Below are 21,479 nucleotides of genomic sequence, written 5' to 3' on the forward strand. Positions count from 1 at the left end.
GACCCGAGGGGCGGTATGGCGTCCGCCTCCCGGAAAGCTGTCATCAGGCGATGTCGCGCGGTGCAAATGACATCGTACGGAACGAGGTCTTGTAGGGGCTCGGCCCCAGTTTCCGCAGCTTGGCAACGCCCATCTTGTAGTTGTAGTTGCCGCTGATCCAGTCGACGATCCGGCCCTCGAGCGCGTTTGCGGGCTGCTGCATGTGCAAGAAGTCCATGTAGACAACGCTCTTCTTGATGGCGGGCGTGACCATGGCCACGGCGGTGATCGCCGCTTTGGTCAGTTCGATGTGCCCGTTCTCCATCAGTTTCGAGAACTGGAAGTCATCGCCTTCCACGCCCAGCAGCGTGGTCTTGTTGCCCGGAACCCGTTCCGAATAGACCATCACATAGTCGCCGCTTTCGATGCCACGCTCGGCCGCATCGTCGGGGTGAATCTCGACCCAGTTTTCGGGCCAGCGCTGCACGATATACGGTCGGCGGCGGTCGTCGAAGCCGGATTGCCAGCGTTCGTTGATCCGGCCGGATGTGGCCCAAAGCTCGCCTTCGTCCTTGTTGGGTTTCAGCCATTCCCAATAGTCCGAGAACAGACCCCAGGGCGATTTTTGGATGTTGCACTTGCCGGTCTGGCTGTTGAAATGCGTCAGCTTCTTGTTGAACACATCCTTCCCCGCTGCGCCGGTATCGGGCAGCGTACGGGTCGTGTCGTGCAGACGCTTGGTTTCAATCAGCGTGACCCCATCGGCATCCAGCATGACCGGACATTGCACACCGTCGGTACCGAATTCACGGACCTTGGCATGCAGGGTCTTGCCTTCGGCCTTGGCCAGACGGTGAACCGCGTGGAAGTCCTTGCGCGACCCGCGGGTAAAGCGCACGGCTTCTTCCGCGACCTCGTTCGAGGTCTGCCAGTCGAACCCGTCAAAGCCCATCCGTGTGGCAAGTTGCGCGATGATCCACCAGTCCGGTTTCGCCGAGCCGGGCGCATCGTAGAACTTCTGGTACAGACGCAGGCGGCGTTCGCCGTTAGCGCGTAAAAAGTCCTCTTCGCCCCAGGTCGCTGCCGGAAACACGATATCGGCATAGCGGTTGCCGATGGGGTCCTGCAAGTAGATGTCCTGATTGATCACCACCATACCGCCGCTGTCGGCACGGGCCTTCAGCGTATCGATCATCTCTTGCTTGTCGAAAGAGGCGATCTGGTGCGGGTTGCGGACGGTCAGCTCCTCGAACTTGTCGGCCAGTTGCTGGCTGCCACACATGGACTGAATCCAGGTGGTGCCGATCACATGGGCCATCCGGGTATGACCCGCGATCAGATATCGGTCGGTATCCATGGCACGGCGACGGCGGCCCGGCAGTTTCTCGGGCGATTTGTTGCGCGGGTATTTCCCGCCCTTCACGCCACCCCGCTGGTGACCACCGGCCCGTCCAATGACCTGGCCCGGACGTCCACCACAGCCACAAATGATGCCCAGCGCGGAAATCGCCTGTGTGTTGCCGGTGTTGTTGGACCAGTAGAACCCTTTCTCGATCATGATCGAGGTTTTCGGGCGCGAGCCGTCATCCTTGGGTTTGGCGAGCCATTCGGCAGCGGTGTAGATCTTCTGCACATCGATCTCGGCCATGGCCGCGGCGGTCTCAGGCACGAACTCGTCCTGTGACAGCAGCCACTCTTTCCAATCCTCGAAACCTTTGGTCTGAAACTTGCCCCAGGTCGTGCGCCACTGCCATGGCGTGTTCCGGGTCCCCTGACCAAAGCCGGATGAGCTTTCCCACTTGTTGTTGACCCATTTCTTGATCCAGTCGCTGTCTTCCCAGCCATTTTCCACGATGACGCGGGCGATGGCGTTGACGACCAGCAAGTCAGTACCGGGCAGGACGTCGATATGCAGACCACCCATCTTCTCGGCATGGGCCACACCGGCGGACCGGCGCGGGATCAGATAGATCTCACGCTGACCGTTCTGCATCCCCTTCATCATCCACTGGGTATAGAGGATGGTCTTAGTCTCATACGGGTCGGTGCCACAGACCAGAAGGGTTTCCGCGTCACGCCAGTCCTCATACGCCGGGCCGAAATTATCGAAACCCGCATCCCGGAAACCGGGGGTCGAGGTCACGTCGGACGGCGTGTCGTGGAAGGTGAAGTTTGCGGTGTTGATATGGCGCAGCGCGTATTTCGAGATCGCATAGGTGTTCTCGATATACTGATAGCTGAAGGTCTTTACGCCATAGGCATTGGTGCCGTGCTTGGCGATTACGTGGTTGCCCACCTCAGCCGCCACATCCAGCGCCAGATCCCACGGAACCGGCATCAGCGTGCCATAGATCCGCATCAGCGGCGTCTTCAGACGGTCGCGTGTGGGGGTCTGCGGGTTATAGCATTTCTGCGCTATACACCCACCCCGCAGGGAACTGTCGCCATCGGTATTGACGGTCTGGTTGTCCTTATCCGGGATGATCACCACGTGGTGTGGCTGGCCCTTGTGCAGCACGATATTGTGCTGGTTCGGCGCCACCCATGCGCCCAGAGGGGCCACCGGGAAATCCTCACCAAAGGCGTTTTCATCCGCGCCGGGACCGCCCGATTTGGCCGTCACGGGCCAGCGGTAGACTTTGTAACCACACGCCACGATGCAATAGTCACAGGCGGTCGAGATGACCTCGGCACCTTTGGGCGGCAGCGGGACGTTGGTTTCGGGTACGTAATACGGGGTTGCCATGTCAGTCTCCCCTCCGCTTATGCAATGAGATTGTCGAAGCGGCCGTAGATCAGGCCGAACATGCCAACGGCGTAGATGTCATCGCCGTCCAGTTCCAAAAGGACCTGCGGCAAAGACTGGTAGGCCTGCCCCGAAACGAGGATGCCGTGCCGTGTCACGTCATAGGTGGACAGGTGCAGCGGGCATGGGCCCAGCACCTTATGTTCCGACTTGTAGCTGTCATACATCGACCCGCCCTGGTGGGTGCAGGTGAGGTTGAAGGCCACAACGTCTTTCTGCGGACCGACGCCGCCGCCGCTTTCCACGCCGGTCTTGACCAGGATCGAGTCCGAATAGTCGCCCTCATCCGGGTAGTAGAACTCGACCGGGACGTCCTGTTCCAACTCGGACAGTTTGCCGATCAGCTTGCGCGGATAGGTGGAGACCAAGGCGGGAACCTGTTCAGCCTGACCGTGGCGGGTGGGCATGGCCACCATCACGGCAAAGGTCGTGGCACCCGAGGCGAACAGGAACTGGCGGCGGTTCACGGTGCAGGCCTTTTTGGCCTCGCCCGAACAGCTGCATCCGGTTGCGTTATGATCTGTCATGACGCTTACTCCTCTGTGGCAACCGCAGGAAGCGGCTGGTAATCCGGCAACTCGGGTTCCTCGATCAGGATTTCCTCGCCGGACAGGGATTTCAGGAACGCCACCAGATCCGCCTGTTCCTGATCAGACAGGCCAAGGGGTTGGATCAGCTGGGATTTGTTTTCGGCGAACTCATTTTCGCCACCGCCCTGGTTGTAGAATTCGACCACATCCTCAAGCGTCTCCAGCATGCCGTTATGCATGTAGGGTTCAGTATAGAGGGTGTAGCGCAGGCTGGGTGTGCGGAACTTGCCCTTGTCGGCCTTTTCTTTGGTGCGGAAATAGAAGCCGGGGTCGTCCTTGGTGTGGCGATACATCTCCTCGGTCGAGCCTTTGGCATAAAGCTCATACCGAAAGGTAACCTGAGCCAAACCGTCATCCTGCCAACCGTCATAGGCGGGTACGCCGGTATTGTAGTATTTCTCATCCGACAGCAACGCGCCGTTGTGGCATTCGGAACACTGCGCCTTGCCGGTGAACAGCTCCAGCCCGCGTTTCTGTTCCTCGGTCAGCGCCGCATCATCCCCGCGCAGGTAGTTGTCAAAGGGGGTGTCGGTCTGAACGATGGTCCGCTCGAATGCAGCGATCGCGCGCCATGCGTTGCCGATGCGGGGCCACTGGTCGCCGAAGACATCGTTGAAGCGTTCGACGTATTCTGGAACGAAGGCCAGACGGGCCTCCATCATGTCAGCCTCGCCGTTCCCGGCAACCGCACCGCCTGCGGCGGATTTGGCCTGACTTTCGAGGCTCTTGGATGAACCTGCCCAGAACAGCTTGCCATAATAGGCCGAGTTCACAACCGTCTGGCTGTTGCGCCAGTGGGTCGTGCCGGGATAGCCGAACGAGATCGGCGCTTCGACGTCCCAGCCGATATCTGGCATGTGGCAGGCCGAACAGGGGGTCGACGGGTTGCCACCCAGACGCGGATCGAAGAACAGCATCTTGCCCAGCTCGATCTTGGCCTCGGTCTGTGGGTTGTCCAGCGGGATGGGCGGTTCGCCCAGCGCCACCAGCGGCGCATCGGGATCGGGGTCCGCCCCGCCGATGCCAGCTTCAATCTCCAGACTGTCCGCTGCGATTGCCTGCGAACCAAGGACGGCAAACAGGGCAGCGGTGGCGATTGTGCCTGAAAGGTAAGACTTAAGGTCTTTCATGGGTCCACTCCTCAGTTTGTTGCGTCTTGCCAGTTTTCGATCGGCGCATAGTCCGTATCGATGTCCCCGGCGACGAAGTCGGGGCCGGTCAGAGGTTCGCCGGACAGCGCCTTGAGGAAGGCCACCAGCTGCGATTGCTCGGTCTCGGAAAGGCCAAGCGGCTTGATGCGCGGGTCCTTGTTTTCATCCTCGCCACCACCGGCGTTGTAGAAGGCCACCACGTCTTCGAGCGTCGCCATCATGCCGTTGTGCATATACGGCGCGGTGTAAGTCAGCTCGCGCAGCGTGGGGGTCATGAATGTGCCATAGGTGTCAGCCGTGTGGGTGCGGATATAGGCACCCGGATCGCGGCGGACATTCATGTAGTTTTCAAGCCCGAGGAACTTCATCATCGCCACGAAGGTGATATGGCGTTCAGGTGTCGCCCAGATTTCCGGATTGTCCGGAACCCCGATGTTATGCGGCAGGTCGTCAGTGAACCGCTCGCCCGAGTGGCAGGCGTTGCAACCCTTGGCCTTGAACAGCTCGAAACCGGCCTTGGCCTCCTCGGACATTTCACCGCTGTCAAAGGGAGCCCCGCGCGAAATCAGCATTTTCAGGTATTCCGGGATCGCATTGCGGACACCGCCGTTCGAGGGCTCGCCAAATCCGGCAGCTTCGAACATCTCGACATAGACCGGGTCCTGCTTGATGCGTTCCTGCATCAGACGCATGTCCATGTTCATCGAGTATGTCTCGGTGATGCTTTCGCGGGTCACGTCGTTGAGGTTGGTGCCGATCCGACCGTCATGGAACCACGCCGCGCGCTTGGCGCTGTTGATCAGCGTTGGAACGTTGCGGAAATGCAGGTTGCCAGCATAGGCATCCGACAGGGCCTGCCCGTCGGTAAAGCCATTTTCCGGCTGGTGGCAGCTGGCACAGGACAGTTCGGTGTCGCCGGACAGGCGCGGATCAAAAAACAAACGTTTGCCAAGCTCTGCCTTGGCCGGGTCAAACTCAATGGCTTCTACCGGACCCGGCTCATCCGCCTGGGCCTGGTGAACCGGTAATGCGGCACAAATCGTCAGCAAAGAAACCGTCGACAGCGCCGAGAACCATGTTCTGGCTTTGGTCATCATCTAAAAGCCCCTTTTTCGCTAATGCGATCACTCGGGTTGGCCGAGGACCGGCTGAGTCAAGCATACGGGGCATTTGTTTCGTGGCGATATGATCCAGGTTAAAGTCTGTGAAAAGATGTAAAATTTTGTAACGAAACTCAGCTGAGCAACGTCCGGATAATCCTTGCAAGAGTCTGAACATATGCGGGTTTTTGGACCCGTACTGTGGTGTCATCCGCATCAGGACATTCAGTGTCATCGAAATAGCTGCTGACCAGAATGGACGGAATTCCGGGGCAAATTGCCTGTGCCGACCGGATCAGATCGGTTTCGATGAGACCCGGCACAATCAGATCGGTCACGATGACATCATAGCTTTCCGGCGCCGCCCGGAACGCATCCAGCGCACGAAGTGGGTCGGAACAGGCCACGACCCAATAGCCATACCGGGTCAGCAACCGCCGTGTGACATAAAGGGTGTTTTCATCGTCATCGACCAACAGCACATGATCATCCCCTGTCACAGCACGGATCTCGTCCTGTTCTGCTGGTCCAAGCGCAGGCATCAGAGAATAGAACAGGCTGAACTGTGTGCCCTTTCCGGGTTCCGAACGCAATTCGACCCGCCCGCGGGATTCCTCGACGCTATTATGTACGATGGCCAACCCCAGCCCTTTACCCTTGCCCACAGGTTTGGTTGAGAAGAACGGCTCAAAGGCTTTCTTCTGCACCTCTTCCGTCATGCCCGGGCCGGTGTCGGTGACATCCAGACGGATTGCGCCGATGGCATCGTCCGGCAACTCATCCAGCGCATAATCGTCTGCCCGGCTGATGCGCAGAACCACTTCTCCCGCCTCTTTGCCGATCGCTTCGAAGGCGTTGTGACACAGGTTCAGCAGGGATTGGAAAAACAGAGTGCCGTCGAATTCGGAAAACGTTGTATCGATCTCGATTTCAAAGCGGGTTTCCACATTGGGCGGGGCGGAAACCGTGATCAGGTCCAGCGCCTCCTGCGTGGCTTTCACCATGTCTCCGTGTTGGGGATTGCGCGGACGCTGACGTGCAAAGGTCAGCATTGCCGATGATGCTCATCAGCACGTTGTTGAAATAATGCGCGACCGAGCCTGCAAGAATGCTCACGGCCTCCATTTTCTGAACCTAGGCAAACTGTTCTCGGGTGCGGCGGATTTCGGTCAGGTCTTCGCCGATGCTGATATAATGCGTGATCGTGCCGTCCTGATCCACCAGCGGGAAAATCGCTGTCGAAACCCAATAATGGGTTCCATCTTTGCGCAGGTTGCGGAAAACGCCATACCAGCTTTGACCGTGTTTCAGCTTGTATTTGAGGTCGCTGTACACACCCTGTCCGGAATGTCCCGATTGCAGCATCCTGGGAGAGTGCCCATAGACCACATCCACTGAGGTCAAAGAATTTTTGGTTGGCATTTTCTATTTTCAGATCAGTATCGGTATTGATGATCGAGGCCGGGCTTTGTTCCACCGCGCGCGCCAGTTTTCGTTCGGCCAGTTCGACCTGTTCGCGATCAGAAAGGTGGTCAGAATGGCGATCACGCCGACAAGAATGATAAGACCCACCAACAGAACCGAGAAATTCCGCACCAGCCGCTCGCCCTCCGAAAACGTCCGAACCATTGTCGTCAGGCTTTGGTCCCGTTCTTCGATCCAAAGGCTTTCCAGCGCGGCCAATGCTGCCAGCGCCTGACCACCATCCACCCGGATTCGGGCGTCGATCTGTTCAGCGCTGAGCCTGGCGGCAATACCGGCCGCGATCAAATGGATATTGCCGGTATACTCCAAAGCAACATCTTCGATCTGCCGTAACGCGATCTATTCGGTCGGCGACGCACCCGGTTGTTGCCAATACAGAGCTTCACCTTCCCGCAGGTCCGCCACCGGGGCAGTAAAATCCACAAACATTGGGCGGCAGTATTCCCTACGCCCGGGACCTCCATCGCGGCAAAAGCGTTTCGCGATACAGTATGAACCGGCATGGACATAATCAGGCGCGCGTTTCCCGCACTTTCAACGGCCCCTCCATAAGAACAACGGGAAAACCGGCGTCTGAACCAAAAGGAACTTCGATCAGATCAAAACGCCGCAACCCCATCCGTTCATAGAAGGGTTCGGCGTTCAGACTGGACAGCGCCTGTATGCGTGTAGCGCCTGTTGCCAGAGCGTCCATTACACATCGTTCAAAAATCGCCCGACCTACACCCGTTTGGGCGCAAATCGGGTCAACCGCGAAATGACGTGCGTGAACAAGCCCTTCTGTCGTGGCACCGGTCCCCGGCGCAGTGCATGTCCACCCACCACACCCTATGATGGCCCCGTCTTTTTCGGCCACGTAATAACTGCCTGAGGTTACGAGTTCCGGGTTGGCCTGCATCATCCACGGCAGGGCACGGGCCAGTACATCCGGCGCATAGGCTGGCTGCATCAGACCCGGGTAGGAACGCTTCAGCAGCGCATCAATATCCTTCAAATCACGGTTGTCGGCGACCCGAACGTGCACTCTACATCCCCCGGCGTTGGCTGTTTCCCAATGTGCCGCAGGCTCGAAGTCTGGTGCAAGGAATGTCTCTTGCATCCCCCGTCAAAGAAAATGCGGGTATGCCCTCCGAAACCTCGGGTTCATTATCCGGGGTCAGAAATCCAATCCGATGTCGATTGTTCGGTAGGAGTGCGTCAGCGCACCGGAAGAAATGTAATCCACACCGGTCGCCGCGACGGCCGCGACCGTTTCACGACTGATATTACCAGAGGCTTCTGTCACCAGCCGACCATCCACAAGCGCGACCGCTTTCTCCAGCGTGGCAGGCGACATGTTGTCCAGCAGGACCACGTCGGCGCCGCCGACCTCAAGCACCTCGGCCAGCTGGTCCAGAGTATCCACCTCAATCTCGACCTTCATCATGTGTGAGGCACGGGCCTTTGTTGCCTCCAACGCCGCGTGCACCCCGCCAGCGGCAGCGATATGGTTGTCTTTGATCAGGATCGCATCCGAAAGGGAAAAGCGGTGGTTGAACCCGCCGCCATGCAGCACCGCCTGTTTCTCGACAATGCGCAAACCGGGCGTGGTTTTGCGGGTACAGGTGATGCGCGCTTTGGTACCCTCAGTTTCGGCCACCAGCGCGGCTGTTGCCGTCGCCACACCAGTCAGTCTACCCGCAAAGTTCAGCGCCACGCGCTCGCCCGACAAGATCGAGGCCGCGCTACCCCTGATCTCCATCAACGTATCGCCTTTCGCGCAGCGCTGCCCGTCCCTGAAATGCGTGATGACCTGCAGCGACGGATCCACCAGACGAAAAGCCAGTTCGGCCACCTGCATGCCGGAGACCACCGCATCTTCGCGCGCGTTCAACCGCGCGGCATACGTAGTGTCTGCCGGGATCACGGTCAGGGTCGTGATATCTCCGTTTGAACCAAGATCCTCCATCAGAGCGGACCGAACCAGAGGTTCGAGGATCATGTCAGGCAGTGCCGGATAGCTCATGTTGGGTCCTTTGCGATGCGGTCCCGCAGTGCCATGGCCTCGCTCAGCAACAGGGCCGAGCGTTGGCCGGGGCCGGGAATGGGGTCGGGAAAATCAGATCGATAATGCGCGCCACGGCTTTCTTCGCGGATCAGGGCAGCAGCGGCGATCAGGGTGGCGGTGGCAGTCATGTTGCGGAAAATCTCGTTATCCGCGTGGGAGGCTTCAAGGGCCGCGATATCGGTAAGCGCACGGCGCAAGCCAGCGCCATCCCGTACCACGCCCACGTTCGCAGTCATTGTCCGGCGCAGGGTGGTCACGGCCTGTTCAATGGCCTCACCGTCGCCCAGGGCAAAGCGCAACTGCACCTCCGGCGCATCGCTCGCCGTTACTTCGCCGGCAATGTCCCGGGCGCAGGATCGGGCGAATACCAGCGCTTCTAGCAGCCCGTTCGATGCCAGACGATTGGCACCGTGCAACCCGGTCGAAGCTGCCTCGCCGCAGACCCAAAGTCCGGTCAGCGAACTGCGGCCCGCCAGATCCGTGGCTACCCCGCCCATATGGTAATGTGCCGATGCGGTAACCGGGATGGGTTCAGAAACCGGGTCGACGCCATTGCGCATGCAAGCCTCGGTTACTGACGGAAACTGTGTCGCGATCTCTGCCCCGATGGCCGCGCGGGTGTCGAGCGCAGGGCATTTGCCAGCTCGCGCTTGTAAAAAAACGGTGCGGGCGACGGTGTCGCGCGGTGCCAATTCTCCATCGGGGTGGATGTCAGGCATGAACCGGTGACCGTCGCTATCAATCAGAACGGCGCCTTCGCCGCGCAGCGCTTCGGTCGCAAGTGGTGTGGGGTCTTCGCCTACGTCGATGGCAGTCGGGTGAAACTGCACGAATTCCGCATCGGCGATTTGCGCACCAGCCCGGGCGGCCATGCCGATCCCCTGCCCTCGAATGCGGGCAGGATTGGTGGTTTGCGCATACAGGCCTGAGGACCCGCCCGTTGCCAACACGTTTGCGGCCCCGCGCAACAGAACCGGTGGCGCATTGGGTGCTTCAATGCTCGTGAGATAAACTCCCGTAACCTGCGCCCCATCGCTTTCCAGCCCAACGGCCTGAGCCCCCTCAATCACTTGTATCGACGGTGTCTGATGCAATTCGGCAATCAGTGCGCGCATGATTTCGGCCCCGGCCTGATCGCCTTTGACCCGTACCACCCGTGCGGCAGAATGCGCCGCCTCGCGCGATTGCACAAAACCGCCATCCTCGGTGCGGTCAAACCCGGTGCCAAGTTCAGACAGGTCGAGAATATGTTCCGGCGCGGCCCGGGTGACAAACTCTGCCACCTCGCGCAGAACCGACCCGGCGCCGGCACGCATGGTGTCATCCGCATGCGCTTCAGCGCTATCCGTCCGCGCCATCGCCGCCGCAACGCCGCCCTGCGCCCAAGCCGAACTTGCGCCCGATCCCAATGGTTCAGGCGAGATCATTACCACCGGATGCGGTGCCAGTTTCAGGGCCGTATAGACCGCCGCAAGCCCGGCCCCGATGATGACCACGCGCGGGGTGACGATCTCCTGCATGCCGCGGATCAAATACCCAGTTGGCGCGACAGATCGATCATGCGCTGAACAGACAGGCGCGCTTTGTCGGCAACCTCGGCGTCCACTTCCACCTGCCCGGTCATGGTGTCGAGTGCAAACAGCACTTTCTCAAGCGTGATCTTCTTCATGTAGGGGCACATGTTGCAGGGACCGACGAAATCCACCTCAGGCAGCTCGTCGGCTATGTTCGACGCCATCGAGCATTCGGTGATCAGCAACGCCTTTTCGGGTTTTTCGTCGGTGACGTATTTGATGATGCCGCTGGTCGAACCCGAAAAATCCGCCTCGGCCACAACGTCCGGCGGGCATTCCGGGTGGGCGATCAGGCGCGTGCCCGGGTTCCACTCGCGGAAGTCGCGCAGATCGCTGGCGGAATATTGTTCATGCACGATACATGACCCTTCCCACCAGACCACATTCTTTTGCGGCACGTCACGCGCCACGTTCTGCGCCAGATACTGATCCGGCGTCATGATGACCGTGTCACTGTCCTGCGCGGCTACAATCTGGGCCGCGTTGGACGAGGTGCAGCAGATGTCAGAGGCCGCTTTGACCTCGGCGGTGGTGTTCACATAAGACACGACCGGCGCGCCGGGATAGCGCCGACGCATTTCTTCAATGCCTTCTGCAGTGATCGACTCCGCCAGCGAACACCCGGCCTCCATGTCGGGCATCAGCACCGTTTTGTCCGGGCTCAGAATCTTCGAGGTCTCGGCCATGAAATGCACACCGCATTGGACGATCACGTCCGCCTCGACCTCGGTCGCCTTGATGGCCAACTGCAGGCTGTCGCCGCCGAAATCCGAGATGCCGTGATAGATTTCAGGCGTCATGTAGTTATGGCCCAGAACGACCGCATTGCGCTCGGCCTTGAGATCGTTGATCGCCTTCACATAGGGCGCATAGACCGCCCAATCGACGGGTGACACCACACGGGACATGCGATCATAGATTTCGCTCATGCTCGCCGCCAGCTCGGGCGACGGGGTCAGATCATACTTTTCGGAGAGATGCGCGCGCTGCGCTGGTAGGTCGAACACGGGACTTTTTCTGCCTGATGGATTCGTGACGCATTTAATATGGGGTTTGCCGCAGATTGACCACCACCCAAACTAGAAGAATATTCCAATTTTCGCCAACACCATGGAAGTATCTGACCAATACACCCGCAACCGCGCGTGTGACTGGGCCGCATGACCATCTCAATCAGCTTCCGGCGGTGAACCGCTCCACGATCTGGAAAACGCTGGTAGTTTCCCGGCAGGTTACAGGTTGGATCGACGTTGAGCGTCTTCGACACTCAAAAAATGCGGCGAGTTAAAAGGGGTTACCTAGTTAATCACCGCAGACGATCCAGCAATTTCAGACTGGCGTAGCCATCGGGCAAAATCCCCTGAGCCAGCTGGTATGCGCGCACAGCGTCGATCGTGTTTGGGCCGATTCGCCCGTCGACGCTCTGCGTATCGAAGCCGGCCTGGGTCAGGCGTGTTTGAAGCTCTTTGCGCTCGGTAAAGCTCAGAACCCGGTCGCCACGCGGCCAATCGGCCTGAAATGTGCCGCGCCCGGAAAGACGGTCGGACAAATGGCCGATCCCGATCACGTAGGCGTCGGCACCGTTGTATTTCTCGATCACCCTGAAATTGTCGAATATCATCAAAGCAACCCCCTGTCCGCCGGCAGGCAACAGGATCGCGGCCTTCCCGTGGTCAGGAACCGGTGCGCCATCCGGTGTAACCACCCCGTGGGAGGCCCACTCCGATGGCATCAAAGTGTAATCCCGCTTGGCGGTGGCAAAGTCGAACCCCTCGGGCAGGCGGACTTCAATCCCCCATGGCTGCCCCTTGGTCCAGCCATGCCGTGCCAAATAGGCGGCGGCTGAGGCCAGCGCATCGGTCGGATCGTCCGACCAGATATCGCGCCGCCCGTCACCATCGAAATCCACCGCGTGGTCCAGATATGAGGTCGGCATGAACTGCGTATGACCCATCGCCCCGGCCCAGCTGCCGACCATATTGCCGGGGCTGACATCTCCGGCCTGAATGATCCGCAACGCGGCGACTAACTGGGTCTCAAAAAACTTCGCCCTGCGGGCATCAAAGGCCAGGGTCGCCAGCGACCGGATCGTCTGATCACTGCCCCGAAAGGTCCCGAACGAGGTCTCAAGCCCCCAAATCGCTGTTACGACTTCTTTTTCGACGCCGTATTTCGCCTCGATCCGAGTCAGGGCATCGCGATGACGCTCCAGCCCGGCACGGCCATTGGAGACGCGCGTGTCCGAGACGGCGGAATCCAGATATTCCCAGATAGGTTTTGAAAACTCGGCCTGATTGCGGTCCCGCTCGATGATCTTTCTGTCATAGGTCAGGCCCGCCAGGGCCCGATCCAATGTTGATGCAGTAATACCCTGCACTGCCGCGCGCTTGCGGAACGCGCCCAACCACGCCTGAAACCGTGCGTTTCCTTCGGTCGACACCCGGTACTCCTTAGCTGAGGGCCGAACGACCGGCCGGATTGATACCGCCACATCGGCCGAGGCCAGCCTTATGGCACGCGACTCGTTCGGTTGGTCGGTTGATTCCGCCTGCACAATGGATGCCCATAATGCGGCGGCCATGATGCCACCTATGCATTTACGCATTCCGAATTTCCTGATTACTGCTCGATTTCAGAATAGCGCAATTCCGGGATTTCACAAAGCGCTCAGGTCTCGGCATCACGGTCTTTTGCGGCGCGCTCGGCACGGATGCAGGCCAGCGCCTCACGCAGCAGGGGAACACGATTTGGCCTAAAGCTTTCATCTGTCACCGACATTTCGCCCATACGGTCCAGCCGGAAGACGCGGAAATCCTGCCTCAGATGGCACCAGGACAGCATCACGCTGGCGCGATCCATATAGACGATGCTCAGCGGATTGACCTTACGCCGGGTGTCGTCGCCTTTGGCGTCGGTATAGGCGAACTCGATGACCCGCTCGTCCCAGGCGGCTTGCCGCAGTTCGGCCACATCGATTGTCGGCTTGGCCGGACGATCAAAACGGGTAGCGGTCAGCACCGCGTGGCTGAGGCGATGCGACTGGCGCTGCGGCAAGCGTCCCTGAAGTTTGCGCAGCGCCGCGCTGGCAGCATCCGACAAGCCGGGATCGCCGATCGCCTGCACTTCGCGCAGGCCCAGAACAAGCGCCTCAAGCTCATCATCGGTGAAGCCCAGGGGTGGCAAGGTGGCATCCTCGATCAGGGTGAAGCCGAACCCGGCCTCGCCGTCAATCACCGCGCCAAGGCCCCGCAGCGCATCGATGTCGCGGTGAACGGTGCGGGGCGAAACACCAAGGTCCTGCGCCAGCTGGCCGGAGGTTTTTGGCGACGGGCCAGAACGCAAAGCTTGCATCAATTGGAAAAGTCGGGCGGTACGGGACATAACGCAGGTTACTCTAAGCCTAATGACAGAAACTGTCATCAGGCAGCGATATCCATCCGGCATCCCAATGATGGAGCCACCGATGCTGACCCTACTGACTTTCCCCGCAGCCTTTGGCCTGTTCAGTGCCAGCCCATTCTGCGTCAAGACTGCCCTCATGCTGCAACATTCCGGCCAGCGCTGGCAGCGATCCGACATGCTGGACCCCCGCAAAATGCCGCACCAGAAATTGCCGGTCTTACGCACGCCAGGGCGTCTGGTCCCGGACAGTGACCTGATCCGAGATTGGTTGGAAACTCAGGGCGCCGACTTCGACAAGGGCCTGAGCGACGTTCAGAAGGCCCAGTCACGCGCCCTGATCCGCATGGCCGAGGAACATCTGTATTTTCAGGTCGTTCTGGATCGCTGGGGAAATGACGAGGTCTGGCCGATCCTGCGCGATCTGTTCTTTACGGAAATCCCGGCTCTGATCCGCAGGCCAGTTAGTAACTCCATCCGAAAATCCGTGCTGAAAGGGCTTGGCGCGCAGGGCGTGTCGCGATTCTCGGATATGGAAAGGAAAGACAGAATTGAACGCGACCTTGAAGCCATCTCAGCCTTTCTGTGGCAGTCGCCGTTTCTGTTGGGGAATCATCCGACCGCAGCGGACATGAGCGTCGGCCCTGTGCTGGCCTCAATGCGCGCGACGCCTGCCGATACCCCGCTGACCCGGCGGATCAAACAGGATAACCTGCTCAACAGCTATGTGGACCGGATGGAACAGGCGATACCCTTGGCATGAGACCGTTTGACGACCCCGCCGTTGAAGCCGTCTTTCAGGCATTCCCCCAGGGCACCCGAATGGGTGTTCTGACCCTGCGCGAGCTGGTGTTTGAGACGGCAGGGTCACTGCCTGATGCGCAACCCCTGTATGAGGCGCTACGTTGGGGTCAGCCAGCTTACTTGGCGCCCAAGGGCTCCACGATCCGGTTGGGCGGGCATAAAGCCGCAAGTTTTGCGCTGTACGTGCATTGCCAAAGCCGTCTCATGGGCGACTTCACCTCAGCTTTTCCCGGCGAAGATCGGATCGACGGCAATCGGGCCATCCTGTTTGATGACCCAAGCCAGATCGACGAAACCCGCCACGGCTGGCTGATTGCACGGGCGCTGACCTATCACCTCTGACGGCGCTTGCGCTCGATCTTGCGTTTGATCTTGTCTTTCTTGCGTTTGGAACTGACCGCTTTGCGTCGGGTTGGCCGCTTGGCTGGTCCGCGACCACGTGGCAGGGCCTGATCGTCGATCGACAACAGTTCCAATTCCAGCCCGCCGGTCACCGGCGTCGCCTCGGTCAAACGCACCGTAACCCGTTGACCAATGGCGATGATCAACCCGGTATCCGAGCCCATCAGCGTTCCAGCCTCGCGGTCGAAATGAAAGAACTCCCGCCCGAGCGAGCGCACGGGCACCAGACCATCCGCGCCAGTTTCATCCATTTTCACGAAGGCACCGAAACGCGCGATACCGCTGATCCGTCCCGAAAACTCATTGCCCACCCGTTCGCTCAGATAGGCGGCCAGGTAGCGATCCGTCGTGTCCCGTTCCGCCATCATCGAGCGGCGCTCGGTGTCCGAGATATGGGTGGCGGTTTCGTCCAGGCGCACGATTTCATCCTCGGTCAGCCCGTCCTTGCCCCACCCATGGGCCGTTATCAGCGCGCGGTGCACGATCAGGTCGGCATAGCGCCGGATGGGCGAAGTGAAATGCGCATAGTTCTTTAGCGCCAGCCCGAAATGTCCGAAATTCTCGGGGTTGTAATAGGCCTGCGCCATCGACCGCAGCGTGCTGAGATTGATCAGTTCGGCATCCTCGGTTCCCACGGCAGCATTCAGCAGCGCGTTCAAGTGCCGGGTTTGCAGCACCTGCCCCTTTGCCAGATTCAACCCCGCGGCCTGCGCGGTTTCCCGCAGGCTTTCCAGCTTCTCGGGCGCGGGTTCTTCGTGCACGCGGAACAGCAACGGGCGACGTTTGGCGATCAGGGTCTCGGCGGCGGCCACATTGGCAAGGACCATGAACTCTTCGATCAGCTTGTGCGCATCCAGTCGCTCGCGGAAGGCCACGCTTTCGACCTCACCCTGTTCGCTGAGGACGATCTTGCGTTCGGGCAGGTCCAGATCCAGCGGCTGCCGCGCCACCCGCGCCTTTTTCAGCGCCTCATAGGCGGCGTAAAGCGGTTTCAAAACCGGTCCTAACAATGGTCCGGTGCGATCATTGGGAGTGCCGTCGATGGCCTCCTGCACTTCGGCGTAATGCAAGGACGCGGCTGAGCGCATCAGCCCTCGTACAAACCGATGCCCGATTTTGTTGCCATCAGCGTCGATCTGCATCCGCACCGCAATACAGGCGCGCGGGACGCCTTCGTGCAGCGAACACAGATCGCCCGACAATCGATCCGGCAGCATTGGCACCACACGGTCGGGGAAGTAACTGGAATTGCCCCGCTTGCGTGCCTCGCGGTCCAGAGCGGTGCCCGGCTGCACATAAGCGGCGACATCTGCGATGGCGACCCAGATCACATGTCCGTCAGGGTTCTTGGGATCATCGTCGGCATGGGCGTAACAGGCGTCGTCATGGTCCCGCGCATCCGAGGGGTCGATAGTCAGCAAAGGCATATCGCGCAAGTCTTCGCGCCCTTTCAAGCCGACGGGTTTAGCCTTGTCGGCCTCGTCGATCACCTTGTCGGGGAAATCATCGGGAATGCCGTGCTGATGGATGGCGATCAGAGACACGGCTTTGGGGGCCGACGGATCGCCCAGCCGTTCCACAACCCGCGCGCGCGGCAGACCCATACGGTTCTTGGGACCGGCCTGTTCGGCCTCGACCAGTTCCCCGTCCTTGGCGCCCAGCACAGCACCGTCGGCGACCAGCCATTCAGTCTGGCCAGCTTTGTCGATGGGCACGATACGCCCGCCCTCGGCACCTTTGCGGAAGATACCCACGATGCGGCGCGGGTTGGTTCCAATGCGGCGGATCAGGCGGGCTTCGTAATTGTGGTCCTCTTCATGCACAACCGTCAGGCGCGCGAGAATGCGGTCACCCTCGCCCAGCGCGGGATCACTGGCGCGGGCGATGATCAGAACGGTGGGCTCGACCCCTTCGCCATGCCATTCCAGCGGGCGCGCGAACAGGTCGCCATCCGCATTGGGCGCCTTGACCTGCAACACGCTGACCGGTGGCAGGCGGTCCGGATCACGGTAGCTGCGCTTGCGCTTTTCCAGATGTCCTTCGGCCTCAAGCTCTTTGAGGATACGCTTCAGATCAATCCGATCCGCGCCCTTGATGCCAAAGGCTTTGGCGATGTCGCGTTTCGAGGTCAGGGTGGGGTTCGCCGAGATCCAGTCGAGGACCTCCTGCTTGGTGGGGATGCGAGTCATAAATTCGGCCTACCACGGCGATGCGACTGCGTCATGACCAAAAAAGCAGTGTAACGGATCAGGATTGCAGATCGGCCACCGTATCGACGTCGCGTAGTTGGTCAAGCAAGGCCACCCGACATCCGCCAGCCGAAGCCAGCGTGTCGGCCAGCGCATGTTCGGTGGACCAGCGGACATTGCGGAACAGACCTGACGGCAGCGCGCCATAGCGCTGCGTACCGACCAGCCAGTATCCGCCATCCGGCGCTGGGCCGAACACCATCTGGTTCTGCCCCAACGACCTGAAGGCCTGCGCGATGTGCCCTCGCGTGATGCCGGGGATATCCGCACCAATCAGACAGACCGGACCTTTCGGCATGCTCTGCAACATCCGTCCCATGCGATCACCAAGATCACCCCGCCCCTGCGCCACGCGCTGCAAGTCCGCTGGCCAGACTCGGCTGTTGAGCCCCTCCCGGTCCGGCGAGACCGCCAGAACGGTTTGCCAACGTGGGTCGCACAGGCGGCGGATAAGCGACCGGGTCTGATGCCTGAACCACCACGCTGCGCCAACCATACCAATGTCACGCCCCAGCCGCGTCTTGACCCGGCCCGGGCGTGGCTCTTTGACCATGATGACCAAAGTGCGCTGCATGGATCAGGCGAAATAATCCCGCAGAATGCGTGTATAGATCGCCTTGAGCTGTTCGATCTGCGCCACCTCAACGCATTCATCGACCTGATGCATCGTCCGGCCGACCAGACCGAACTCCACCACCGGGCAGTGGTTCTTCACGAACCGCGCGTCCGAAGTACCCCCGGTCGTGGACATCTCAGGCTGGACACCGGTTTCCGCCGCAACCGACTGAGCGACTAGTTCGGACAAGGGGCCGGGCGGGGTCAGAAAGCTTTCGCCTGAGATCTTGATGCGAACGTCGACCTCGACGTCATAGGCCTCGGCCACGCTCTGCGCCTCTGCCTGAAGCCACTCGCTGAGGCTGGCACCGGAATGCAGATCGTTGAACCGGATATTCACCGCTCCGCGACATTGCGCCGGGATCACATTGGTCGCCGTGTTGCCGGTGTCGATATTCACTACCGCCAGTGTCGAGGCGTCGAAATGGTCCGTGCCCTGATCCAATTCATGGCTGGCTAACTGGTGCATAAGCCGCGCCATCGCGGGCAAGGGGTTTTTCGCGCGGTGCGGATAAGCAGAATGGCCCTGCACGCCAGTCACGGTAAACCACGCAGTCATCGATCCGCGCCGCCCGATCTTCATCATCTCGCCCATTGTGTTCGGGCAGGTCGGCTCACCCACCAGACACACGGACATCCGTTCATCCGTGCTGGCCATGTAATCCAGCAGCGCCGTGGTTCCGTCCACCGCGTCACCTTCTTCATCGCCGGTGATTGTCAGAATGATCGCCCCGTCCGGGGGCGTGTCGCGTACAAAGTCCACGGCCGCTGCCGCAAAGGCCGCCACGCCAGATTTCATATCGGTGGTCCCACGGCCGTACATGATGCCATCACGAATCTCGGCACCAAATGGCGGCATCGTCCACGCAGCCTCATCCCCGACCGGCACAACATCGGTATGGCCGTTGAATCCAAAGCTGCGCGCGTGACCTTTTTCGCCCCATCGCGCAAACAGGTTGCTGATGCCGCCGCGATCTACGCGCGTGCAGTCAAACCCCGCACTCGACAGGAGTGCCTCCAGCAGAACAAGAGCCCCGCCCTCTTCGGGTGTGACCGAAGGGCAACGGATCAGATCTGCTGTCAATTGTACCGGATCTGTCATGTTTGGCCCCTTCCAATGATCTGCGCGCAGGTTCGCGCACAGATTCAACGAATTGGCCGGATTGCCAACCCCAATGCGCTCGTTTCTGCCAGCTTTTTCGCCTGTGTGCCGAACTGAGACCTCAATAAAACATGGAGTTTGACCCTGCGGCGACCTTGCTGCCCCGTTCAAAAATACGTTAGAGGGCCGCCAAGCAGGTGAAATGACAATGAAACGCGTCCTCTTTGCATTGATCTGCCTGACTTTTGCTATCCTTGCGCGGCAAAGCCAGGCCCAGACTCTGACGGTCACCACCGTGACCCGCCCCCCGTTTTCCTATGTCGAAGACGGGGTGCAGGAGGGTTTTTCAATGGACCTTCTGCAAGCGTTGGCAGAGTCGCTGAACTGGGATTTCGCAGTCGAGCGGGTCGGGGCTTTTGGCGACATGCTGGGCGCGGTGCAGGATGGGTCCGCGGATCTGGCGATCGCAAATATCTCGATTACTGCATTGCGTGAGACTCAAATGGATTTCAGCCAGCCTATCTTTGAGGCCGGCTTACAGATCATGGTCCCGTCTGATGCAGCGCGCCGGCCTTCGCTGCTGCAGGCGCTGCTGTCGGCGGAACTGTTCATTGCCATCGGGCTGGCCTTTGCCATCCTGCTGGGCGGCGGCATGTTGATGTGGAGTTTCGAGCGCCGCTCACAGCCCTATTTCGACCGAAAGCTGAACGAAGCCTGGTTTCCGTCTTTCTGGTGGGCCCTGAATCTGGTTGTGAATGGTGGGTTCGAGGAACGGATGCCGCGCACGCCATTTGGCAGGATGCTGGGCGTTGTGCTGGTGGTATCTTCGCTGTTTATCGTGTCGGTGTTCACGGCCCGGATCACCTCGGTCATGACGGTAGACGCCATCACCGGAAACGTAAACTCGATCAACGATCTCTATGGCAAGCAGGTCGGCACCATCTCGGATTCGACTGCGGCCAACTTCCTGAACCGGCGCGAAATCGAATTCAGCGGCTATCCCGGGCTGGACGCGTTGCTGACCGCCTTTACGAACGAAGAACTGGACGCTGTGGTCTTCGATGCTCCGATCCTGTCCTATTTCGCATCCCACGAAGGGCGCAAAATCGCGTCAATGACCGGCGGTGTTTTCCTGCGCGAAAACTACGGCATCGCCTTCCCGACAGGTTCGCCGCTGGTTGAGGACGTCAATCAGGCCCTGTTGTCACTTCGTGAGGACGGCACGTATGACGAGATTTACCGCAAATGGTTCGGAGTGCGGAACTAAGCCGTCTCTTCGTCCCCGAAAAACGGCGTCATCTGTGCCACGATAACAGCGTTTTCGTCCAGCGCCCGCTGCATAAGGGCACGTTCGTCGGGTTCGATGTCGTGACCTTGCGCTTCACGCTCTGCCAGCGTGCCATAGCCGGTGACATCCAGCGGAGCAGTGTCAGCCTGCTTTAGAATAGCCACCGTCTCGCGCACTGCTTCGGCCTCGTCCACACCGCTGGCAAAACACATCAGCGCTGCGCCGGTTGCACCTTCGGGCAAACCGTCACCATCCTTGCGGCCGATTTGCACAAGCAGGGTATAGACTTGCTGGCGAGAGGGTTTCTTTTGCTTTTCCATGCCGCCTGCCATACGTGCGGAATAAAGCACGGTCAACTCAATCGGCAGCCTGTCTGCACGCCGCGGCGACAGATTGGCACGAGAGACGTCTGACACGCAGAAGTGAATCAGCACCCCGATCCATGCAAAATTGTCACATGACAGAAGCAATCATTTTTTTAGCGGGTTGACATGAAATTGCACAAGAATCCGTAAAGTTGAAAATGGCACCAAATTGCCGATGACTCCTGTTTCGCTGCGCGGATTTCAGCTTACTGCAGCGCCGCTATTCCGAGCTGTTACGAGGTGTAATGAACGAAACCTAAAATGTGCGAACTGTTGATAGATATTTTGAGAAGGGAAGTTCAATGAGTACGTTGTCCAAGCTTCTGACTACCGTAGCGAGTGTGTTTGCGCTGGCACTTACCCCTGCGGTGGTGGTCTCGACAATTTTATTTTCTAACACCGCCTATGCAGAAGAGAGCGGCGAAACCAATGGGGGAGAGAACGGGTCTGAGGGCGAGAACGGGTCTGAAGGCGAGAACGGGTCTGAGGGCGAGAACGGGTCTGAAGGCGAGAACGGGTCTGA

21 protein-coding genes are annotated in these 21,479 nt (G+C 59.7%); 4 read left to right on the forward strand and 17 right to left on the reverse strand.

What is annotated here, in order from left to right; all coding sequences use genetic code 11:
* Positions 1–43 precede the first annotated feature (43 nt).
* The 13 genes from GOX66_RS14595 to GOX66_RS14655 form a co-directional block, all read right to left on the reverse strand.
* A complete protein-coding gene (locus GOX66_RS14595; protein WP_170763468.1) occupies positions 44–2,725 on the reverse strand; it encodes an arsenate reductase (azurin) large subunit in 2,682 nt (893 codons plus the stop codon).
* A 17-nt stretch (positions 2,726–2,742) separates the two neighbouring features.
* The gene (locus GOX66_RS14600; RefSeq protein WP_170763469.1) at positions 2,743–3,312 is read right to left on the reverse strand and encodes an arsenate reductase (azurin) small subunit; all 570 of its coding nucleotides are present in this window, start codon (positions 3,310–3,312) and stop codon (positions 2,743–2,745) included.
* Positions 3,313–3,317: 5 nt separating this feature from the next.
* Positions 3,318–4,505, reverse strand: a complete 1,188-nt coding sequence (locus GOX66_RS14605; protein WP_170763470.1) for a cytochrome-c peroxidase — start codon at positions 4,503–4,505, stop codon at positions 3,318–3,320.
* A gap of 11 nt (positions 4,506–4,516) precedes the next feature.
* Positions 4,517–5,623: a cytochrome-c peroxidase gene (locus GOX66_RS14610; RefSeq protein ID WP_237212615.1), complete on the reverse strand. Its 1,107-nt coding sequence runs from the start codon at positions 5,621–5,623 to the stop codon at positions 4,517–4,519.
* A 137-nt stretch (positions 5,624–5,760) separates the two neighbouring features.
* Positions 5,761–6,678 (reverse strand): ATP-binding protein, encoded by a 918-nt coding sequence (locus tag GOX66_RS14615; RefSeq protein ID WP_170763471.1) that lies wholly within the window; start codon positions 6,676–6,678, stop codon positions 5,761–5,763.
* Positions 6,679–6,760: 82 nt separating this feature from the next.
* Positions 6,761–7,048 (reverse strand): PAS domain-containing protein, encoded by a 288-nt coding sequence (locus tag GOX66_RS14620; RefSeq protein ID WP_170763472.1) that lies wholly within the window; start codon positions 7,046–7,048, stop codon positions 6,761–6,763.
* Between the two features lie 9 nt (positions 7,049–7,057).
* Complete coding sequence (locus GOX66_RS14625) at positions 7,058–7,420, reverse strand: hypothetical protein (RefSeq protein WP_170763473.1); 363 nt, start codon at positions 7,418–7,420, stop codon at positions 7,058–7,060.
* Between the two features lie 202 nt (positions 7,421–7,622).
* Entirely contained in the window at positions 7,623–8,135 is a 513-nt protein-coding gene (locus tag GOX66_RS14630; protein WP_170763474.1) for a GNAT family N-acetyltransferase, read from the reverse strand.
* Between the two features lie 132 nt (positions 8,136–8,267).
* On the reverse strand, positions 8,268–9,116 hold the full coding sequence (gene nadC, locus GOX66_RS14635) for a carboxylating nicotinate-nucleotide diphosphorylase (RefSeq protein WP_170763475.1): 849 nt from the start codon (positions 9,114–9,116) through the stop codon (positions 8,268–8,270).
* Positions 9,113–10,678, reverse strand: coding sequence for an L-aspartate oxidase (locus tag GOX66_RS14640; RefSeq protein ID WP_170763476.1), 1,566 nt, complete (start codon positions 10,676–10,678; stop codon positions 9,113–9,115). The genes nadC and GOX66_RS14640 overlap by 4 nt, the downstream gene beginning before the upstream one ends.
* A gap of 8 nt (positions 10,679–10,686) precedes the next feature.
* Positions 10,687–11,739 carry a quinolinate synthase NadA gene (gene nadA / locus GOX66_RS14645; RefSeq protein ID WP_170763477.1) on the reverse strand — a complete coding sequence of 351 codons (1,053 nt, stop codon included), beginning with the start codon at positions 11,737–11,739 and terminating at the stop codon, positions 10,687–10,689.
* Between the two features lie 299 nt (positions 11,740–12,038).
* Positions 12,039–13,337: a lytic murein transglycosylase gene (locus GOX66_RS14650; protein ID WP_170763478.1), complete on the reverse strand. Its 1,299-nt coding sequence runs from the start codon at positions 13,335–13,337 to the stop codon at positions 12,039–12,041.
* Between the two features lie 62 nt (positions 13,338–13,399).
* Positions 13,400–14,113, reverse strand: coding sequence for a helix-turn-helix transcriptional regulator (locus tag GOX66_RS14655; protein WP_170763479.1), 714 nt, complete (start codon positions 14,111–14,113; stop codon positions 13,400–13,402).
* Positions 14,114–14,195: 82 nt separating this feature from the next.
* On the opposite strand from GOX66_RS14655, the gene GOX66_RS14660 reads away from it, so the two are divergent.
* Positions 14,196–14,894: a glutathione S-transferase family protein gene (locus GOX66_RS14660; protein ID WP_237212616.1), complete on the forward strand. Its 699-nt coding sequence runs from the start codon at positions 14,196–14,198 to the stop codon at positions 14,892–14,894.
* On the forward strand, positions 14,891–15,277 hold the full coding sequence (locus tag GOX66_RS14665) for a DUF1801 domain-containing protein (protein WP_170763480.1): 387 nt from the start codon (positions 14,891–14,893) through the stop codon (positions 15,275–15,277). The genes GOX66_RS14660 and GOX66_RS14665 overlap by 4 nt, the downstream gene beginning before the upstream one ends.
* On the opposite strand, the gene rnr is transcribed toward GOX66_RS14665, so the two are convergent.
* Genes rnr through dapE form a run of 3 tightly spaced genes read right to left on the reverse strand, consistent with a single transcriptional unit; the run spans position 15,268 to position 19,303 of the window.
* Positions 15,268–17,526: a ribonuclease R gene (rnr, locus tag GOX66_RS14670; RefSeq protein WP_170763481.1), complete on the reverse strand. Its 2,259-nt coding sequence runs from the start codon at positions 17,524–17,526 to the stop codon at positions 15,268–15,270. The genes GOX66_RS14665 and rnr overlap by 10 nt on opposite strands.
* A 58-nt stretch (positions 17,527–17,584) precedes the next feature.
* The gene (locus GOX66_RS14675) at positions 17,585–18,160 is read right to left on the reverse strand and encodes a TIGR04282 family arsenosugar biosynthesis glycosyltransferase (protein ID WP_170763482.1); all 576 of its coding nucleotides are present in this window, start codon (positions 18,158–18,160) and stop codon (positions 17,585–17,587) included.
* A gap of 3 nt (positions 18,161–18,163) precedes the next feature.
* Entirely contained in the window at positions 18,164–19,303 is a 1,140-nt protein-coding gene (gene dapE / locus GOX66_RS14680) for a succinyl-diaminopimelate desuccinylase (protein ID WP_170763483.1), read from the reverse strand.
* Positions 19,304–19,511: 208 nt separating this feature from the next.
* Between dapE and GOX66_RS14685 the strand changes: the two genes are divergently transcribed.
* On the forward strand, positions 19,512–20,570 hold the full coding sequence (locus GOX66_RS14685) for a transporter substrate-binding domain-containing protein (RefSeq protein WP_170763484.1): 1,059 nt from the start codon (positions 19,512–19,514) through the stop codon (positions 20,568–20,570).
* Here GOX66_RS14685 and GOX66_RS14690 read toward each other — a convergent pair.
* Positions 20,567–20,911: a hypothetical protein gene (locus tag GOX66_RS14690; protein ID WP_170763491.1), complete on the reverse strand. Its 345-nt coding sequence runs from the start codon at positions 20,909–20,911 to the stop codon at positions 20,567–20,569. The genes GOX66_RS14685 and GOX66_RS14690 overlap by 4 nt on opposite strands.
* 347 nt (positions 20,912–21,258) lie before the next feature.
* On the opposite strand from GOX66_RS14690, the gene GOX66_RS14695 reads away from it, so the two are divergent.
* Positions 21,259–21,479, forward strand: a 221-nt coding sequence (locus GOX66_RS14695; RefSeq protein ID WP_214652664.1) for a hypothetical protein, incomplete at its 3' end; no start/stop codon positions are given.

Origin of the sequence: Ruegeria lacuscaerulensis (assembly GCF_013031245.1) — a bacterium.
GTDB lineage: Bacteria > Pseudomonadota > Alphaproteobacteria > Rhodobacterales > Rhodobacteraceae > Ruegeria > Ruegeria lacuscaerulensis_C.

What these genes read in the sequence shown, in the direction of transcription:
- rnr (WP_170763481.1), bottom strand. Translation starts at nt 17,526, where the DNA reads ATGACTCGCATCCCCACCAAGCAGGAGGTCCTCGACTGGATCTCGGCG.
- dapE (WP_170763483.1), bottom strand. Translation starts at nt 19,303, where the DNA reads ATGACAGATCCGGTACAATTGACAGCAGATCTGATCCGTTGCCCTTCG.
- GOX66_RS14655 (WP_170763479.1), bottom strand. Translation starts at nt 14,113, where the DNA reads ATGTCCCGTACCGCCCGACTTTTCCAATTGATGCAAGCTTTGCGTTCT.
- GOX66_RS14615 (WP_170763471.1), bottom strand. Translation starts at nt 6,678, where the DNA reads ATGCTGACCTTTGCACGTCAGCGTCCGCGCAATCCCCAACACGGAGAC.
- GOX66_RS14675 (WP_170763482.1), bottom strand. Translation starts at nt 18,160, where the DNA reads ATGCAGCGCACTTTGGTCATCATGGTCAAAGAGCCACGCCCGGGCCGG.
- GOX66_RS14685 (WP_170763484.1), top strand. Translation starts at nt 19,512, where the DNA reads ATGAAACGCGTCCTCTTTGCATTGATCTGCCTGACTTTTGCTATCCTT.
- GOX66_RS14660 (WP_237212616.1), top strand. Translation starts at nt 14,196, where the DNA reads ATGCTGACCCTACTGACTTTCCCCGCAGCCTTTGGCCTGTTCAGTGCC.
- GOX66_RS14650 (WP_170763478.1), bottom strand. Translation starts at nt 13,337, where the DNA reads ATGCGTAAATGCATAGGTGGCATCATGGCCGCCGCATTATGGGCATCC.
- GOX66_RS14620 (WP_170763472.1), bottom strand. Translation starts at nt 7,048, where the DNA reads ATGCCAACCAAAAATTCTTTGACCTCAGTGGATGTGGTCTATGGGCAC.
- GOX66_RS14595 (WP_170763468.1), bottom strand. Translation starts at nt 2,725, where the DNA reads ATGGCAACCCCGTATTACGTACCCGAAACCAACGTCCCGCTGCCGCCC.
- GOX66_RS14640 (WP_170763476.1), bottom strand. Translation starts at nt 10,678, where the DNA reads ATGCAGGAGATCGTCACCCCGCGCGTGGTCATCATCGGGGCCGGGCTT.
- GOX66_RS14690 (WP_170763491.1), bottom strand. Translation starts at nt 20,911, where the DNA reads ATGGAAAAGCAAAAGAAACCCTCTCGCCAGCAAGTCTATACCCTGCTT.
- GOX66_RS14665 (WP_170763480.1), top strand. Translation starts at nt 14,891, where the DNA reads ATGAGACCGTTTGACGACCCCGCCGTTGAAGCCGTCTTTCAGGCATTC.
- nadC (WP_170763475.1), bottom strand. Translation starts at nt 9,116, where the DNA reads ATGAGCTATCCGGCACTGCCTGACATGATCCTCGAACCTCTGGTTCGG.
- GOX66_RS14610 (WP_237212615.1), bottom strand. Translation starts at nt 5,623, where the DNA reads ATGATGACCAAAGCCAGAACATGGTTCTCGGCGCTGTCGACGGTTTCT.
- GOX66_RS14605 (WP_170763470.1), bottom strand. Translation starts at nt 4,505, where the DNA reads ATGAAAGACCTTAAGTCTTACCTTTCAGGCACAATCGCCACCGCTGCC.
- GOX66_RS14600 (WP_170763469.1), bottom strand. Translation starts at nt 3,312, where the DNA reads ATGACAGATCATAACGCAACCGGATGCAGCTGTTCGGGCGAGGCCAAA.